Source organism: Sorangium sp. So ce363 (assembly GCF_051520435.1).
Lineage (GTDB): Bacteria > Myxococcota_A > Polyangia > Polyangiales > Polyangiaceae > Sorangium > Sorangium cellulosum_B.
Window position 1 is genome coordinate 6,248,377 of record NZ_CP150333.1, and the last position, 14,861, is coordinate 6,263,237.

13 protein-coding genes are annotated in these 14,861 nt (G+C 70.1%); 11 read left to right on the plus strand and 2 right to left on the minus strand.

What is annotated here, in order from left to right; all coding sequences use genetic code 11:
* Positions 1 to 67 precede the first annotated feature (67 nt).
* A complete protein-coding gene (locus WMF12_RS23360; protein ID WP_437873701.1) occupies positions 68 to 1,051 on the minus strand; it encodes a hypothetical protein in 984 nt (327 codons plus the stop codon).
* Between the two features lie 485 nt (positions 1,052 to 1,536).
* Between WMF12_RS23360 and WMF12_RS23365 the strand changes: the two genes are divergently transcribed.
* From WMF12_RS23365 to WMF12_RS23385, 5 genes are all read left to right on the plus strand, one after another.
* Complete coding sequence (locus WMF12_RS23365) at positions 1,537 to 2,637, plus strand: ABC transporter permease (protein ID WP_437873702.1); 1,101 nt, start codon at positions 1,537 to 1,539, stop codon at positions 2,635 to 2,637.
* Positions 2,637 to 3,566 carry an ABC transporter permease gene (locus WMF12_RS23370; RefSeq protein ID WP_012237045.1) on the plus strand — a complete coding sequence of 310 codons (930 nt, stop codon included), beginning with the start codon at positions 2,637 to 2,639 and terminating at the stop codon, positions 3,564 to 3,566. The genes WMF12_RS23365 and WMF12_RS23370 overlap by 1 nt, the downstream gene beginning before the upstream one ends.
* 145 nt (positions 3,567 to 3,711) lie before the next feature.
* Positions 3,712 to 4,407 (plus strand): biuret amidohydrolase, encoded by a 696-nt coding sequence (gene biuH, locus WMF12_RS23375; protein ID WP_437873703.1) that lies wholly within the window; start codon positions 3,712 to 3,714, stop codon positions 4,405 to 4,407.
* A gap of 2 nt (positions 4,408 to 4,409) precedes the next feature.
* Positions 4,410 to 5,999 (plus strand): ABC transporter ATP-binding protein, encoded by a 1,590-nt coding sequence (locus WMF12_RS23380; protein ID WP_437873888.1) that lies wholly within the window; start codon positions 4,410 to 4,412, stop codon positions 5,997 to 5,999.
* A complete protein-coding gene (locus WMF12_RS23385; protein ID WP_437719281.1) occupies positions 5,996 to 6,670 on the plus strand; it encodes a cysteine hydrolase family protein in 675 nt (224 codons plus the stop codon). Before WMF12_RS23380 ends, WMF12_RS23385 begins: the two co-directional genes overlap by 4 nt.
* 139 nt (positions 6,671 to 6,809) lie before the next feature.
* Here WMF12_RS23385 and WMF12_RS23390 read toward each other — a convergent pair whose 3' ends face one another.
* The gene (locus tag WMF12_RS23390; RefSeq protein WP_437873704.1) at positions 6,810 to 7,997 is read right to left on the minus strand and encodes a BMP family ABC transporter substrate-binding protein; all 1,188 of its coding nucleotides are present in this window, start codon (positions 7,995 to 7,997) and stop codon (positions 6,810 to 6,812) included.
* Between the two features lie 181 nt (positions 7,998 to 8,178).
* Here WMF12_RS23390 and WMF12_RS23395 point away from each other — a divergent pair, with 181 nt between their 5' ends.
* From WMF12_RS23395 to WMF12_RS23420, 6 genes are all read left to right on the plus strand, one after another.
* Positions 8,179 to 8,490, plus strand: a complete 312-nt coding sequence (locus tag WMF12_RS23395; protein WP_231865009.1) for a cupin domain-containing protein — start codon at positions 8,179 to 8,181, stop codon at positions 8,488 to 8,490.
* 270 nt (positions 8,491 to 8,760) lie between these two features.
* Positions 8,761 to 9,651, plus strand: a complete 891-nt coding sequence (locus WMF12_RS23400; protein ID WP_437747840.1) for a hypothetical protein — start codon at positions 8,761 to 8,763, stop codon at positions 9,649 to 9,651.
* A gap of 275 nt (positions 9,652 to 9,926) precedes the next feature.
* Positions 9,927 to 10,997: an ABC transporter ATP-binding protein gene (locus tag WMF12_RS23405; protein ID WP_437873705.1), complete on the plus strand. Its 1,071-nt coding sequence runs from the start codon at positions 9,927 to 9,929 to the stop codon at positions 10,995 to 10,997.
* Positions 10,994 to 11,719, plus strand: coding sequence for an ABC transporter permease (locus WMF12_RS23410; RefSeq protein WP_437747842.1), 726 nt, complete (start codon positions 10,994 to 10,996; stop codon positions 11,717 to 11,719). The genes WMF12_RS23405 and WMF12_RS23410 overlap by 4 nt, the downstream gene beginning before the upstream one ends.
* Positions 11,716 to 13,701: a Gldg family protein gene (locus tag WMF12_RS23415; protein ID WP_437873706.1), complete on the plus strand. Its 1,986-nt coding sequence runs from the start codon at positions 11,716 to 11,718 to the stop codon at positions 13,699 to 13,701. Before WMF12_RS23410 ends, WMF12_RS23415 begins: the two co-directional genes overlap by 4 nt.
* Positions 13,698 to 14,744 (plus strand): DUF4340 domain-containing protein, encoded by a 1,047-nt coding sequence (locus WMF12_RS23420; RefSeq protein WP_437873707.1) that lies wholly within the window; start codon positions 13,698 to 13,700, stop codon positions 14,742 to 14,744. The genes WMF12_RS23415 and WMF12_RS23420 overlap by 4 nt, the downstream gene beginning before the upstream one ends.
* Positions 14,745 to 14,861 lie beyond the last annotated feature (117 nt).

Sequence of the window (14,861 nt, forward strand, 5' to 3'; positions counted from 1 at the left end):
GCGAGACCGATGCGTTCCTCATTTCATTGCCAGGCTTGCTCCGCAGCGCGCGGCCGAGGAGCGGCGCTCATGGCCAGGTGGCCTTGACCGCATTGATCCAGGCGTCCGCGAGGCGGAAGGCCGGATCTTGCTCGATATGCACGAAGCGTCCGCTGTAACTCGTGGCGGAGCGACCACAGACCTGGCTCGCCGAAACGAAGTTGAGGAGCCTCCCTTGAACGTTGGTCGTCGCGTTCAGCGAACAGTCGCTGCTGCCGGGGACGCCGACCCGCCAGGTGGGCTTGCTGGCCAGCAAGTTGCGTTTGAGCTCCAGTATCTTGTCACCCGAGACGGGGGCGACATCCATGCCGTGCGAGGCGAACACGTCCTCCGCGCAGGTGTCTCTCGCCATGCCATGCCACTGAATGCCCCACCAGGGCCTCGATCCATAAAAGGCCGCGAGCTCCAGATAGGTCGCGTGAAACGCGTTCGTCACGTTGTGGGCCACGTCCGACGTCATGTACGAGCTCTGGCAAACGCTGTCGGTGAAGCTCGCATCGCGGTGAGCGCCGGCCATCAGGAAGCTGCGGGATCTCGTCGCCTTGAAGATGCTGACGGCCTGGATCTCCGTCTCCAGGTCCGCGGTCGCATGCGGCGCCGAATGAGCGAGCTCTCGCTCCGCGGCCGCGTCCACGAGGAACGTGCCCAGCCCGAGATCGACGGTTCCGTCGCTGTTCCGATCGCCGACCTCCATGAGCACACAGTATCTTCGTCCATTGTTGACGTCGCGGAGGAGCCGGATCCGCGTAGATGACGACAGGCTGGACGGAAGCACGATATTGCAGCTGCCGCCCATCATGGTGCGAACGACGCTCCGCCACGCGGTCAACTGCGTCGAGCTCGGGGTGACGAAGATCCCTGAGTCCCTGCCGGGCATCTGATCGCGAATGCACGTCACGAGCGCCTCCAGGGTCGCGCTCGATGAGCAGGTCAGGTCCGCCGACACCGCGGGGCGGGACGCCATGAGGACGCCAGCGCCGAGCAGGAACAAAATCGATCGTTCGAACCGCATGACAGCGTTACCTCCAGTCAGGGGTTTGCGGGTGGGATCGATCGGCGGTCCTCTGCGCGGCGCGCTGTGCGCGTGGGCACAGGAACGAGGCTCGCCGGGGCCGCACGGCGCGGGCCTCCGCATTCCCAGACTTTCAGGCGCGCGAGCGCTCGCCGCTTTCTTCGCCGTCCACGCAATGATCGCCAAGCAAACTCACCGGCAGGCGACGGCGAGTGCAAGGCGGAGACCGCCGCGCTGTGCGAACCGTTCGCGGTCGCCGCGGCCACCACATCGCAGCGTTACCGCCACATCGCAGCGCGGCCACCACACCACAGCGTCACTCGACCCGGTGAGCCCCCCGGGGTGTCGCACGTCATGACAACGGCGCGTCGCTCGCCGGCCGGAGCGGGTTGTCAGGGCGCGAGGCGCCCGTCCTGTCCGTCCTGTCACGACAAGCAAGCTACCCGAAAACGTGTGGAAATAATGGAGGCCTTATCCTCGGCAGCGTGAAAGTCATCTCGCACGGGCTGCTCGGGCGTGAGACGACCGAAGCGATCGCCATCCCCCTCGGGGCCCTCGCGGCCTCGCTCCTCGTGTTCGGCGCGTTCGTGGCCGCCCAGGGGGTGAACCCCTTGAGCGTCTATCAGGACATGGTCCGCGGCGCCTTCGGCACGTGGTTCTCGCTCCAGAACACCCTCCTCCGGGCCGCGCCGCTCATGCTGACCGCGCTCTGCACGGCGCTGCCGGCGCGCCTCGGCCTGATCGTCATCGGCGGCGAGGGCGCGCTCGCCATGGGCGGGCTCTCGGCCGCGTCGGCGGCGCTGGCCGCACGGGCGTGGGGCGCGCCGCCCGCCGCCGTGCTCGCCGCGATGCTCGTCTCCGGGCTCGCCGCCGGGGCGCTCTGGATCGGCCTCGCCGGCGCGCTGCGCGTCTACCGCGGCGTGAGCGAGACGATCAGCAGCCTCCTCCTCAACTACATCGGGATCGCGATCCTGAACCACCTCGTCGAGGGCGCGCTGCGCGACCCGGCGAGCCTCAACAAGCCCTCGACCGCCTCCATCGGCGCCGAGAACGCGCTCGGGAGCCTGCCCGGCCTCGAGGTCCACTGGGGCCTCGCCTACGGGGTGCTCGCCTGCGCGCTCTGTTATGTGCTGATGCACCGGACGACGTTCGGCTTCGGCGCGGCGATGAGCGGCGGCAACGTCCGCGCGGCGCTCCTCGCCGGACTGCCGGTCAAGCGCCTCGTCGTGCTCACCTGCACGCTCGCCGGAGCGTGCGCTGGGCTCGCCGGCATGGTGGAGGTCGCGGCGGTCCACGGCCGGGCCAACGCGTCGCTGATCAGCGGCTATGGCTACACCGGCATCCTCGTCGCGTTCATCGCGCGCCACAACCCGCTCGCGATCATGCCGGTCGCCCTCCTGCTCGGCGGCATCGGCGCGAGCGGCGGCCTGCTGCAGCGGACGGCGCGGCTCCCCGACGCGACGGTGAGCGTGCTCCAGGGGATCCTGTTCATCGCGATCCTCGCCAGCGAGACGCTTTACGGCCGTTCCCTCGCCGCCCGCGAGCCCAAGGTCCGTCAGGCGGCTCCGGCGCCTTCGGTGGCATGATGAACGACGCAGCTGCGCTCGGTCTCTGGGGCATCCCCCTCGCGGTCGCCGCCGGGGCCATCCGCATCAGCACGCCATTCCTCTTCGTGAGCCTCGGCGAGTGCCTCACCGAGAAGAGCGGTCGCGTGAACCTCGGCCTGGAGGGCACGCTCGTCATGGGCGCGATGGGAGGTTATGGCGTCTCTTTCCTCACGGGCTCTGCCTGGCTCGGCGTGCTCGCCGCCGGCGCCATCGGCGCCGCGCTCGGCGCGCTGCACGCGTGGCTGTGCTCGAAGCCGCGCGTCAACGACATCGCCGTCGGCATCGCGCTCATGCTCTTCGGCGTCGGCCTCGCCTTCTTCCTCGGCAAACCGCTCATCCAGCCGACCGCGCCCCGCTTGCCCGCGATATCGCTCGGCTTCTTCAGCGATCTCCCCCAGGTCCGCTCCGCGCTCCAGGTGAACGCGCTCTTCCTCATCGGGGCCGCGCTCGCCCCGCTCCTGCTCTGGGCGCTGAACCGCACCCGCTTCGGGCTCGTGCTCCGCACCGTGGGCGAGAGCGCCGACAGCGCCCGCGCGATGGGGGTCGACGTGAACCTGGTCCGGCGGCGCGCGACCATGGCCGGCGGCTTCCTCGCCGGCGTCGGCGGCTCGTTCCTCTCGCTCTTTTACCCTGGCAGCTGGAACGAGGGACTCTCGAGCGGACAGGGGCTCATGGCCGTCGCCCTCGTCATCTTCGCGCGCTGGAACCCGGTGCGCTGCCTCTTCGCTTCGCTGCTCTTCGGCGGCGCGAGCGCCCTCGGGCCGGCGCTCCAGTCCGTGGGGATCACCTGGGGATACCACCTCTTCAACGCCGCGCCGTACATCGTGACGCTGGCCATCATGGTCGCCGCGAGCTCCGCGACCCAGACCCTGCGCGATCAGCCCGCCGAGCTGACGCTCGCGCGTTGATCGCGCGAGGCGGCGCGCACCGGACGAACCGTGTGAAACGTACGAAACGGACGAGACGGACGAAACGAACGAAAGGAGCGAGCCCCGCGAGACGAGCGAACCGTACGAGACGAGCGAAACGCTGAATGACAGGAGGACTCGACCGATGCCCTACGTGGCCGCTGATCCCTACGCCTGGCCTTACAACGGCGCGCTCCGCCCCGAGACGACAGCGCTGATCGTCATCGACATGCAGACCGACTTCTGCGGGAAGGGCGGGTACATCGACCTGCTCGGCTACGACATCTCCCTGACGCGGGCGTGCATCGCGCCGATCCAGCGCGCGCTCGCGGAGCTGCGCCGCGGCGGCTATCACGTCCTGCACACGCGCGAGGGGCACCGGCCGGACCTCTCCGATCTCCCGGCGAACAAGCGGTGGCGCTCCCGCCGGACCGACGGCGGGCGCGGCACGGGCGTGGGCATCGGCGATCCCGGGCCGTGCGGGCGCGTGCTCGTCCGCGGAGAGCCTGGGTGGGAGATCATCCCGGAGCTCGCGCCCCTGCCCGGCGAGCCGATCATCGACAAGCCCGGCAAGGGCTCGTTCTGCGCGACGGATCTCGATCTCATCCTCCGCCAGCGCCGCATCGAGAACCTGATCCTCACGGGGATCACGACGGACGTCTGCGTGCACACCACCATGCGCGAGGCGAACGACCGCGGGTACGAGTGCCTGCTGCTCTCCGACTGCTGCGCGGCCACGGATCCTGGCAACCACGCCGCCGCGCTGAAGATGATCAAGATGCAAAACGGCGTGTTCGGCGCGGTCTCGACCTCCGCCGCGCTGCTGGAGGCGCTCCCGTGACCATGGACCCGCGCGTCTTCTCGAGCCCCGCGGCGAGGCCGCCCCGCGCCGCCGCCCGGGAGCCCGGCCCCCCCACGCCGCCGCCGGCGCTCTCCGCCGCGGGGATCACGAAGCGGTTCGGGCCGCTGCTCGCGCTCGACGACGTCTCGCTGCGCCTCGCGCCCGGGAGCTTCCACGCGCTCCTCGGCGAGAACGGCGCCGGCAAGAGCACGCTGGTCAAGTGCATCATGGGCTATCACCAGGCCGACGCCGGCGAGGTGAGGGTCGGCGACGCGGCCCTGTCCATCAGGAGCCCGCGCGACGCGCAGGCGCTGGGGATCGGCATGGTCTACCAGCACTTCACCCTCGTGATGAACATGACGGTCGCCGAGAACCTCGTGCTCGCGCGCGCGTCGCTCCCCCTCGTGATCGACTGGCGCAAGGAGCGCGAGGCGATCCGCGCGTTCATGGAGCGCATGCCGTTCCGGCTCGATCCGGAGCGGACCGTCCGCGCGCTCGCCGCGGGCGAGAAGCAGAAGCTCGAGATCCTGAAGCAGCTCTACCTCGGCAGCAGGATCGTCATCCTCGACGAGCCGACCTCGGTCCTCACGCCCGGGGAGGCCGACGAGGTGCTCGGGATGCTCCGGTGCATGGCCGACGAGCAGCGGATCAGCGTGCTCATGATCTCGCACAAGTTCCGCGAGGTGACGGCGTTCGCCGACGAGGTCACGGTGCTGCGGCGCGGCCGGGTCGCCGGCCGGGGCAAGGTCAAGGACCTCACGCCGGCGGCCATGGCCGAGATGATGGTCGGCGCGCAGCCGGCGCAGGTCTCCGCGGCGCGCGGCGACGCGCCCGCCGGGGAGCCGATCCTGCGCATCGAGGGGCTCGCCGCGAGCGACGATCGCGGGCGGCCGGCGCTCGACGGCGTGACGCTCACGGTCCATCGCGGCGAGATCGTCGGCATCGCCGGCGTCTCCGGCAACGGGCAGGAGGAGCTCGTCGAGGTCCTCGCCGGGCAGCGCGCCGCGCGGGGTGGCAGCGTGCTCGTCCATGGCGAGCCGTACGGCGCCGGGCGCGCGCAGATCCAGCAGCACCGGGTGCGGTGCCTGCCCGAGGAGCCGCTGCGCAACGCCTGCGTCCCCGCGATGTCGGTCGCTGAGAACATCGGGTTCCGCGTCTTCGACAGGCCGCCCTTCACGAGGCTCCGCTGGGGCGTGAGCCGGGCGGCGCTGAGGCGGTCGGCCGAGCGCCTCGCCGCGGAGTACGCCATCAAGGCGCCCTCGGTCGACGCCCCGATAGGCAAGCTCTCCGGCGGCAACGTGCAGCGCGCCGTGCTCGCGCGCGAGCTCGGCATGGAAGAGGACATCGAGCTCCTCGTCGCCGCAAACCCCTGCTTCGGGCTCGATTTCGCGGCCGTGGCCGAGATCCGCTCCCGCATCCTGAAGGCGCGCAACCGCGGGACCGCCGTCCTCCTCGTGAGCGCGGATCTCGACGAGATCTTCGCCATGGCCGACCGTGTCCTCGTGATGAGCGAAGGCCGCATCGTCCACGAGTCGCCGATCGCTTCGGCCGACGTCGCGGAGATCGGCCGCGCGATGGCGGGGCACCGATGACGGCGCGGCCCCTCGAGATCGCGGCGAGGCCGTACCCCTTCCGCGTCGCCGATCGGGACGCCGTGGCGCTGCTCGTCATCGACATGCAGCGCGACTTCCTCGAGCCCGGCGGCTTCGGCGCGGCGCTCGGCAACGACGTCAAGCGGCTCCAGCGCATCGTGCCGACGGTCCGGCGCGTCCTCGACGCGTTCCGCGACCACGGCCTGCCCATCATTCACACGAAGGAGGGTCACAGGCTGGATCTCTCGGACTGCCCCCCTGCGAAGCGGGGCCGGGGCGCTCCAGGGATGCGGATCGGCGATGTCGGGCCGATGGGGCGCATCCTGGTGCTGGGCGAGCCTGGCAACGACTTCGTGCCCGAGCTCGCGCCGGCGCCCGGGGAGCTCGTCGTACCGAAGCCCGGGAAAGGCGCGTTCTACCGGACGGGGCTCGACGCCAGGCTGGCGGCGCTCGGCGTCTCCCACCTGCTCATCGCCGGCGTGACGACCGAGGTCTGCGTCCAGACCACGATGCGCGAGGCGAACGATCGCGGCTACGAGTGCCTGTTGATCGAGGACGCCACCGAGAGCTACTTCCCGGAGTTCAAGGCGGCGACGTTGGAGATGGTCCGCGCCCAGGGCGCGATCATCGGTTGGACCGCCCCCGCCGCCGCCGTCCTCGAAGCGCTCTGATCGATGCCCGTTCCGGAGCGGTGGTCACCCGCACAGGATACGGGCCCAGATCGGCGTTTTCGGCGCGGAAGCGCACGAAAGGGCGCTGAGCACCGAAAACGTCCATCTGGGCCCGTATCCGCAGCGGGCGGCCACCACTCTAATGTGTGGAGCCGAGAGCGCCCGCGACGAGGTAGTCCATGCTCTCGAGCGCGATGTCGGTCTGCTGCTGCGCGACCGAATCGGCGATCACCACCTTGCCCTCATTGTTCATGATGGGCCCCTGGAAGATGGTGAGCGTGCCCTCCGTGAGCTTCGCCTTCGCCTCCTCGGCCTTCTTCTTTGCCTCCTCGGAGACGGCGGGGCCATAGGGTGAGATCTTGATGTACCCCTCCTTGAAACCGCCGCGCAGGAGGTGCGGATACGGCTTCCCCTCGCGGATGAACGTCATGTAGTCGGTGTAGACCTTGGACCAGTTCCACTCGGCGCCGGTCAGGTAGCCCTTCGGGGCGAGCGTCGCCTGGTTCGTGTGGTAGCCGGTGCTGAACGCGCCGCGCCGCTCCGCGAGCTCGATGATCACCTTGGGCGAGTCCACGTGGGCGGTCAGGACGTCGACGCCCTGATCGATGAGGCTGTTGGCCGCCTCCGCCTCCTTGACGGGCATCGACCAGTCGCCGGTGAAGATCACGGCCGTCGTCACGCTCGGGTTCACGCTCCGGGCGCCCAGCGTGAAGGCGTTGATGTTGCGGAGCACCTGCGGGATCGGCTTCGCCGCGATGAACCCGAGCTTGCCGCTCTTCGTCGTCATGCCGGCGACGATGCCGGACACGTACTCGGCTTCGTCGATGTAGCCGAAATAGCTGCCGACATTGCTCGGGTGCTTCGACCCGTCGTAGAGGCCGCCACAATGGAGGAAGGTCTTGTCCGGGAACTTCTCCGCCACCTTGAGGATGTGCGGATCGAAGTAGCCGAAGGACGTCGGGAAGATCACCGTCGCGCCATCGAGGTTGATCATGCTCTCGAGCGTCTTCTGCACGGCGACCGTCTCGGGGACGTTCTCCTCCTCACGGGTCTTCACGCCGGCCAGCTTGGCGAGCGCGGCGGCCCCCTCGGCGTGCGCCTGGTTGTAGCCGTAGTCGTCCCTGGGGCCGACGTAGATGAAGCCCACCGTGAGCGGCTGATCGCTCGACCCCTCCTTGCTGCAGCCGGCCGCCGGCAGGAGCGAGAGCGAGAGGAGCAGTGGACGGAGGATGGCGAGGAAGCGCTGTCCCCGTGCCGCGCCGGCCGCGGGGAACACGGGAGTTCTCGGTGTGCTCTTCACGCCATGGATGTGTACGCGACTCCTCATTTCTGGAGCTTTTCCCACGCGTGAATTTCGCGCGCTTCGCGTGATTCCCGTTGAGCGCGCACCGCGCGCTGTGGCATGGTTCCATCAACACTGGAGATTCGCGATGACAGCTACACTTCCAGCAGCGACGCGGGATTTTGTGCCTGTGCAGTTGCCATTCATCATTGCGAATGTGGCAACGATGGCCGCTCATCCGGAGTCGGTCCCCTGGCGGCGCCTCCGGGAGGGCGTCGAGATTCACCGCCTTTACGGCAGCAGCGACGCAGGCGCCTCGGCCGCGCTCCTGCGCTACGCGCCGGGGGCATCCGTGCCGCAGCACGTCCATCGCGGCCATGAACACATCTTCGTGCTGACAGGATCGCAGTCGGACGAGCGCGGGCACCACCGCGCCGGCACGCTCGTGATGAACGCCCCGGGCAGCCGCCACAGCGTCTCGAGCGCCGAGGGCTGCATCGTCCTCGCGATCTGGGAGCAGCCCGTCGTCTTCATCTGATTCATCCTCATCCGATCATCTGGACACCGGCTCACGCATCAGGACATCCGGGCCGCTCATCTGGACACCTCCTTTCCACCCCCTCGCGCCATGCGGGGCTTCGCCGCTTCCAGACACGAAGGCCAGCGAGGCCACGCCGACCTGACCTGGGTCCGGGGTACGACATCGCCGCAGGCACGTCCTCACCGGACCGCGAGCGTGCACCCGGCGCTCGCTTTCTCGGGGCACAGAGGTTCAGGTACGCTGCGCTTTGCCGTAGGCTGGACGCTCATGGATTCACGCGGGAAATCGCTCCCTCCGGGGCCGCTCGTCACGGACGAGGACATCCGGGAAGAGCTCCGGCGGCTGTTCGACGCCGGTCCCGACTCGGGGCTCGTCATCCGGGTCTACGGCGAGCCGGGCGAGGGGGCGGCCGCGGCGGACGCGTTCCGCGAGATGTTCGCGTCGCTGCGCATGTACGAGGGGAAGCCGCAGGACCAGCCGCTGGAGATCCTCGTCGACGCGCCGAGCAAGGCGCACATCGCGCGCGCGCTTTCTGTGCTCGGCCACAAGCAGCACCAGAAGCGGATCCTCGATCACATCCTCACCACCTTCGGGCGCCGGCTGATCGACCCGCTCGCCGAGATCCTCGACACGACCCCGACCGGCTCGGTGACGGCGCGGCTGACCATGCTGCGGGACATCTTCCTCGCGCACGTCGCGGATCTGCGGATGACGCCGGAGTCGCAGCAGATCCTCTCGAGCGACCTGCGCAAGCTCCTGAGCGACGACTACCTGGCGATGGTGGCGGAGAACGAGGAGCGCGTGCAGCGCCCGCGCGTGGCGATGCTCGCGCAGCAGATCCTGCGGCTCGTCGGCTCCACGTTCCACAACGCGCTCAAGCGGTGGCCGGCGCACGCCGAGCAGATCGCCTCGTCGATCGCGCGGCGGAGCCCGAAGAAGGTCCGCCTGAGCGAGGTGCCGAAGCTCATCCGCGGCCAGATCACCGACGGCATCGAAGAGTTCCTGTGGATAGAGACGAGCGCGGACATCGAGGGCGCGCTGCGCCCGATGCTCGCCGAGCACCAGGACGTGATGCCCGTGACGCAGGCGACGCTCGACCGATCGACGTACCGCGAGTTCGCGGACGCCTGCTGGGCGATCATCGCCGAGCACTGCTGACGGCGGGGCGAGCGCTGCCGGATCGACGATCCCGCCGCGCTGGAGGCTGAGATCCATCACGTCCTGGTCGCTTCGCTCACCGCTTCACCGAGTGTCCCGCTCGATGCGTCTGGAGGGAGAGCCCCCTCCGGAGCAAGCCCCCGCGCGCGCCGCGTCGGGAATGATTTCCGCCTCCCGCTGTTGTAAGGGGCCGCTGGCGCCTGGGCCGCCGCGCACTGCGGCGTCCGAATCGCCGGCGCGGAGAGCTTCTTCCCTTCGCGGAGGGGTGCACGGCCGTGATCGAAATCAGCGACCTATACAAGTACTACGGCGACCGGAAGGCCATCGGGCCCCTGTCGTTCTCGATCGAGGCGGGAGAGATCGTCGGCCTGCTCGGCCTGAACGGCGCGGGCAAGACGACGACGCTCAGGATCCTCGCCTGCGATCTGCTCCCGTCCGCGGGCCGTGTGCTCGTGGACGGACTGGATGTCGTCGACCACCCCCACGAGGTGCGGTCCCGCATCGGATACCTCCCCGACAGGCCGCCGCTCTACGACGAGATGAGCGTGCGCGCCTTCCTCCACTTCGCCGCGCGCCTGCGCGGCGTCGACGCCGGCGCGGCCGACGCGCGGGTGGCCGAGGCGCTCGCGGTGACGCAGCTCGACGACGTGGCCGCGGACCCTATCAGCTCGCTGTCCCACGGCTTCAAGCAGCGCGTCGGCATCGCGCAGGCGATCGTGCACAAGCCGCAGCTGCTCGTCCTCGACGAGCCGATCAGCGGGCTGGATCCCGTGCAGATCGTCGAGATGCGCGCCCTGCTCCGGAGCCTGCGCGGCAAGCACACCATCCTGCTCTCCAGCCACATCCTCTCCGAGATCAGCGAGACGTGCGATCGCATCCTCGTGATCCGGGACGGCGCGATCGGCGCGCAGGGGACCGAGCAGGAGCTCTCGGCCAAGCTGCTCCACGGCGTCCGGGTCGAGCTCACGGTGCGCGGCCCCGCGGCCGAGGGCGCGGGCCGCGGCCAGGCGGCGCGGGCGCTCGAGCTCGCGCGCGAGGTCGAGGGCGTCACGTCCGTCGAGCAGGTCACCACCAACGAGCCGGGGGGCGACGTCGTGAGCTTCGCGGTCGAGGCCGACCGCGACGTGCGCGCGGCGCTGTGCGCCGAGCTCGTGCAGGCGGGCATCGGCATCCTCGAGGTGAAGCGGAGCGAGCGCGAGCTCGAGTCGGTGTTCCTGCGGCTCGCCACGCGCGCGACGCCCGGGGCGAAGGACAGGTCCGCCGCGGCCGGCAGGGCGAGTGCCGGCGGCGACGCAAGGAAGGCCCCTGCGGAGGAGCAGGCGGAGGAAGGCGAGGGCGAGACATGAGAGGGACATTGCTCGTCGCGCGGCGGGAGCTGTCCGCGTACCTGAGATCACCGCTCGGGTACGTCGTCGCTGCCGCTGCGCTGCTCATCGACGGCATCTACTTCCAGGTCGCGGCGCTCGGCTCGGGCGCGCGGCTGTCGGCGGAGGTGCTGCTCAAGTTCTTCGACGGCACGGCGTTCATCACGATGGTCGCGGCGCTCATCCTCTCGATGCGGCTCATCGCCGGCGAGCGCGAGAGCGGGACGCTCATCCTGCTCAAGACCGCGCCCGTGCGCGACGGCGAGATCATCGCCGGCAAGTTCCTCGCCGCGCTCGCGCTGGTGTCGTTGATGACGGCGATCACGATCTACATGCCGCTGCTCATCTTCGTGAACGGCAAGGTGTCCGTCGGGCACATCCTGGTCGGCTACTCCGGGGTGCTGCTGCTCGGCGCCGCGTCGCTCGCGATCGGGCTCTTCGCCTCGACGCTCGCGGCGAGCCAGGTCATCGCGGTCATCCTCGGGGCGGCGATCCTCGGGACGCTCGGCTTCCTGTTCCTCGTCGCCCGCGTGACCGAGCCGCCGCTCAACGACTTCGTGAGCGCGCTGAACCTCTACCCGCTCAACCAGAAGCCGTTCCTGAACGGCGTGCTCCGGCTGGAGAACGTCGTGTACTACGTCGCGGTCGCGTACTTCTTCCTGCTCGCCGCGACCCACACCCTGAAGGCGCGGAGGTGGCGGTGAAGGACAAGCAAGCTCAGGCCGACGAGGCCGAGATCCGCGGCGAGGGAGCGGGCTCCGCGCCCCTGCCGGACGCGGGGCGAGAGGCCCCGCCGGCCGGCGATCCGGCGCCCGCCGCGCCGCGCGAGGCGCCTGCGCTCCGCGCCGGGGGCTGGATGGTCCCGGCGTACGCGGGCGCGCTCCTCGCCCTCTTCCTCGGCGAGCGCGTGGTGCCCACGATCGAGTGGCTCCGCTATGCCCTGTCGGGGCTCGGGTTCTTGACCCTGGTCCTCGTCACCGCGCTGCGCTTCGCGACCGCGGTGCGCGAGACGGGCGAGCGCCGCGCGGTCGAGCGCGCGCTCGCGATCCTGTCGGCGCTCGGCGTCGTCGCGGTGGCGGCCTACTTCACCACGACCGACGCGGGGCAAGCCATGCTCGGCGTCTCGCGCGCCGCGCCCGAGCTGCGCGCGCGCGTCGACGCGGCCACGACGGTCGCCTGGATCGCGCTGCTCGTCATGGCGACGGTGCCGCTGTTCTTCGGCGAGGCGGCGCTCGCGCCGATGCGGCGCGCCGAGCGCATCGAGGGCCGGCGGGTGCGCGCGGCGACGCTCTCGGGTCTGACGCTCGGGTTCGCCGCGGTCTACTCGGCGCTCTTCGTGTTCGCCGCGAGCCAGCTCGATCTCAAGGTGGACTTCTCGTACTACCGCACGGCGCGCCCGGGCGACTCCACGAAGCGCGTCGCCGAGAGCCTGACCGAGCCGCTCAAGATCACGGCCTTCTTCCCGCAGCAGAACGAGGTCGGCGCCGAGGTGGAGGGCTACCTGCGCGAGGTGAAGGCGGCGTCGCCGCAGATCACCGTGGAGATGCAGGATCGCCTGCTCGTCCCCGCGCTCGCCAAGGAGGCGAAGGTCACGCAGGACGGCGTCATCGTGCTCTCGCGCGACAGCTCGCGCGAGACGCTCACCGTCGGCTCCGACATGAAGAGCGCGGGCGCCAAGCTGAAGAGCATCGACGCCGACTTCCAGAAGGCGCTGCTCAAGGTGATCCGGCCCGCGCGCATCGCCTACCTGACCGTGGGCCACGGCGAGCTGAACGAGACGGCTGGCCAGGTCGCGGGGCGGACGGTCAAGGATCTGCGCAAGGTGTTCGAGTCCCAGAACTACACCGTCAAGGACCTCGGGCTCGCCCAGGGGCTCGGCAGCGAGATCCCGAAGGACGCCTCCGTGGTCCTCGTGCTCGGCCCGCAGAAGGAGTTCCTGCCGGAGGAGATCGGGGCGCTCAAGCAGTACGCCGAAGGCGGCGGACACCTCCTGTTCGCGCTCGATCCGGAGGCGAAGGTCGATCTGAACCCGCTCGCTGGCATCGTGGGGCTCACGTGGAAGCCGGAGATCCTGGCGATGGATCGGGCCTTCGCCGTGAGGCGCCACAACGACTCGGATCGGACGATCCTGATCACGACGCGGTACTCCTCGCACGCGTCCGTCTCCACGCTGAGCCGCAACGCCCAGCAGGCGCCGACGCTCTTCCCGGGCGCGTCGTCGCTCGATAAGCAGGGCGGCGACGAGCTGAAGGTCGACTTCGTCGTCCGCTCGATGCCCGAGGCGTTCGCCGACGCGAACGGCAACTTCAAGTTCGACGCGGAGAACGAGAAGCGCAGCGCCTACAACCTCGCCGCGGCGGTCTCGAAGGAGGTCGCGCCCGGCGCGGACGGCAAGGAGAAGAAGGAGCTCCGCGCGTTCGTGGTCGCCGAGGCCGACATGTTCAGCGACGCGGCGATCCGGGCCGGAGCGAACGGGCTGTTCGCGCTGGACGCGCTCCGGTGGCTCGGCGGCGAGGAGAGCTACGCCGGGGAGATCACGACGAGCGAGGACGTCCGGATCGAGCACACGAAGGAGAAGGACCAGGTGTGGTTCTGGGCCACGATCCTCGTGGCGCCGGCCATGGTGCTGGGTCTCGGGCTCTTCATCACGCGCCGCGGGCGGCGCGCGAGCGGGAGGCGCGCATGAGGTTGGAACGCAGCTTTTTCGTGCACCTCGGCCTTCTTGTGGTCGCGGCGTTGTTCGCGGTCCTCGTCTGGACGCGCGACGAGAAGGCGGCCGCCCTCTCGGTCGCGGACGTGACCGTCTGGGCCGGCCGCGCCGACGACGTCGAGCGCATCGCCTTCGAGGGGAAATCGAAGACGGTCGTCCTCGAGGCGAAGAAGGACAAGGAGGGCCGCTACTTCGTCGGCACGGCGGAGCGCAAGACGACGCCCCCTGCCGAGAAGCCGAAGGACCCGCACCAGAACCCCGACGACGCGGCGCAGGACGACGAGCCGCCCGCGGAGGCTGAGCCGACGGTCAAGACGACGACGTTCGTCTCGGTGGCCGCCGGCAACAAGCTCGCCGAGGCGATCGCGCCGCTGAAGGCGCTGCGCTCGATCGGCCGCATCGCGGACGACCGCGCGGCCGAGTTCGGGCTGGCCGAGCCCGAGGGCACGCTCACCGTCAAGCTGCGCGGCGCCGAGCGAAAGCTGGTCCTCGGCGGCGCGACGCCCGGCGGCGCGGACCGGTACGCGCGCGACGAGGCCACGGGCGAGGTGTACGCCATCAAGGGCGACATCTACCGCGATCTCGACACCGCGGAGTCACGGCTCCTGGAGCGGGATCTGCACGAGTGGAAGGACGTCGATCTCGCCAGGGCGCGCGTCATCGCCGGGGACAAGCGCCGCGAGGTCGTGCGCAGCGGCGACGAGGGCAAGAAGTTCTGGGCCGATCCGGCGAGCCCCGAGCAGAACGACGAGACGGTCGGCAACTGGATGAGCAAGCTCGACCGTCTCCGTCCCACCGAGTACGTGGCCGTTGCCCCGGAGCAGAAGGAGGTCGTGGTGCGGATCGAGTACACCGGCCGCTCTGGCGACATCGGCTTCGCCGAGCTCGTGAAGGGGCCTCCCGGGGCGAGCGGCAAGCCCGACTATTTCCTGGTCACGGAGCGCACCCGCCTTTACGGCAAGGTGCCGGTAGGCGTCGCTGAGCAGGTCGAACAGGACGTCGGCGCCGTCGTCAAGTAGCCCTTGCGCCTCGCGACCGCGCCGGAGCAGCCGCCCGGCGCGGTCGGCCTCCGTGCGGCGCCGGCCGCGCCCTGCGGCGCAAGCTGTCTCCCCCGGTCGCTCTTTACTTGCCGTACC

What these genes read in the sequence shown, in the direction of transcription:
- WMF12_RS23360 (WP_437873701.1), bottom strand. Translation starts at nt 1,051, where the DNA reads ATGCGGTTCGAACGATCGATTTTGTTCCTGCTCGGCGCTGGCGTCCTC.
- WMF12_RS23370 (WP_012237045.1), top strand. Translation starts at nt 2,637, where the DNA reads ATGAACGACGCAGCTGCGCTCGGTCTCTGGGGCATCCCCCTCGCGGTC.
- biuH (WP_437873703.1), top strand. Translation starts at nt 3,712, where the DNA reads ATGCCCTACGTGGCCGCTGATCCCTACGCCTGGCCTTACAACGGCGCG.
- WMF12_RS23380 (WP_437873888.1), top strand. Translation starts at nt 4,410, where the DNA reads ATGGACCCGCGCGTCTTCTCGAGCCCCGCGGCGAGGCCGCCCCGCGCC.
- WMF12_RS23385 (WP_437719281.1), top strand. Translation starts at nt 5,996, where the DNA reads ATGACGGCGCGGCCCCTCGAGATCGCGGCGAGGCCGTACCCCTTCCGC.
- WMF12_RS23390 (WP_437873704.1), bottom strand. Translation starts at nt 7,997, where the DNA reads ATGAGGAGTCGCGTACACATCCATGGCGTGAAGAGCACACCGAGAACT.
- WMF12_RS23395 (WP_231865009.1), top strand. Translation starts at nt 8,179, where the DNA reads ATGGCCGCTCATCCGGAGTCGGTCCCCTGGCGGCGCCTCCGGGAGGGC.
- WMF12_RS23400 (WP_437747840.1), top strand. Translation starts at nt 8,761, where the DNA reads ATGGATTCACGCGGGAAATCGCTCCCTCCGGGGCCGCTCGTCACGGAC.
- WMF12_RS23410 (WP_437747842.1), top strand. Translation starts at nt 10,994, where the DNA reads ATGAGAGGGACATTGCTCGTCGCGCGGCGGGAGCTGTCCGCGTACCTG.
- WMF12_RS23420 (WP_437873707.1), top strand. Translation starts at nt 13,698, where the DNA reads ATGAGGTTGGAACGCAGCTTTTTCGTGCACCTCGGCCTTCTTGTGGTC.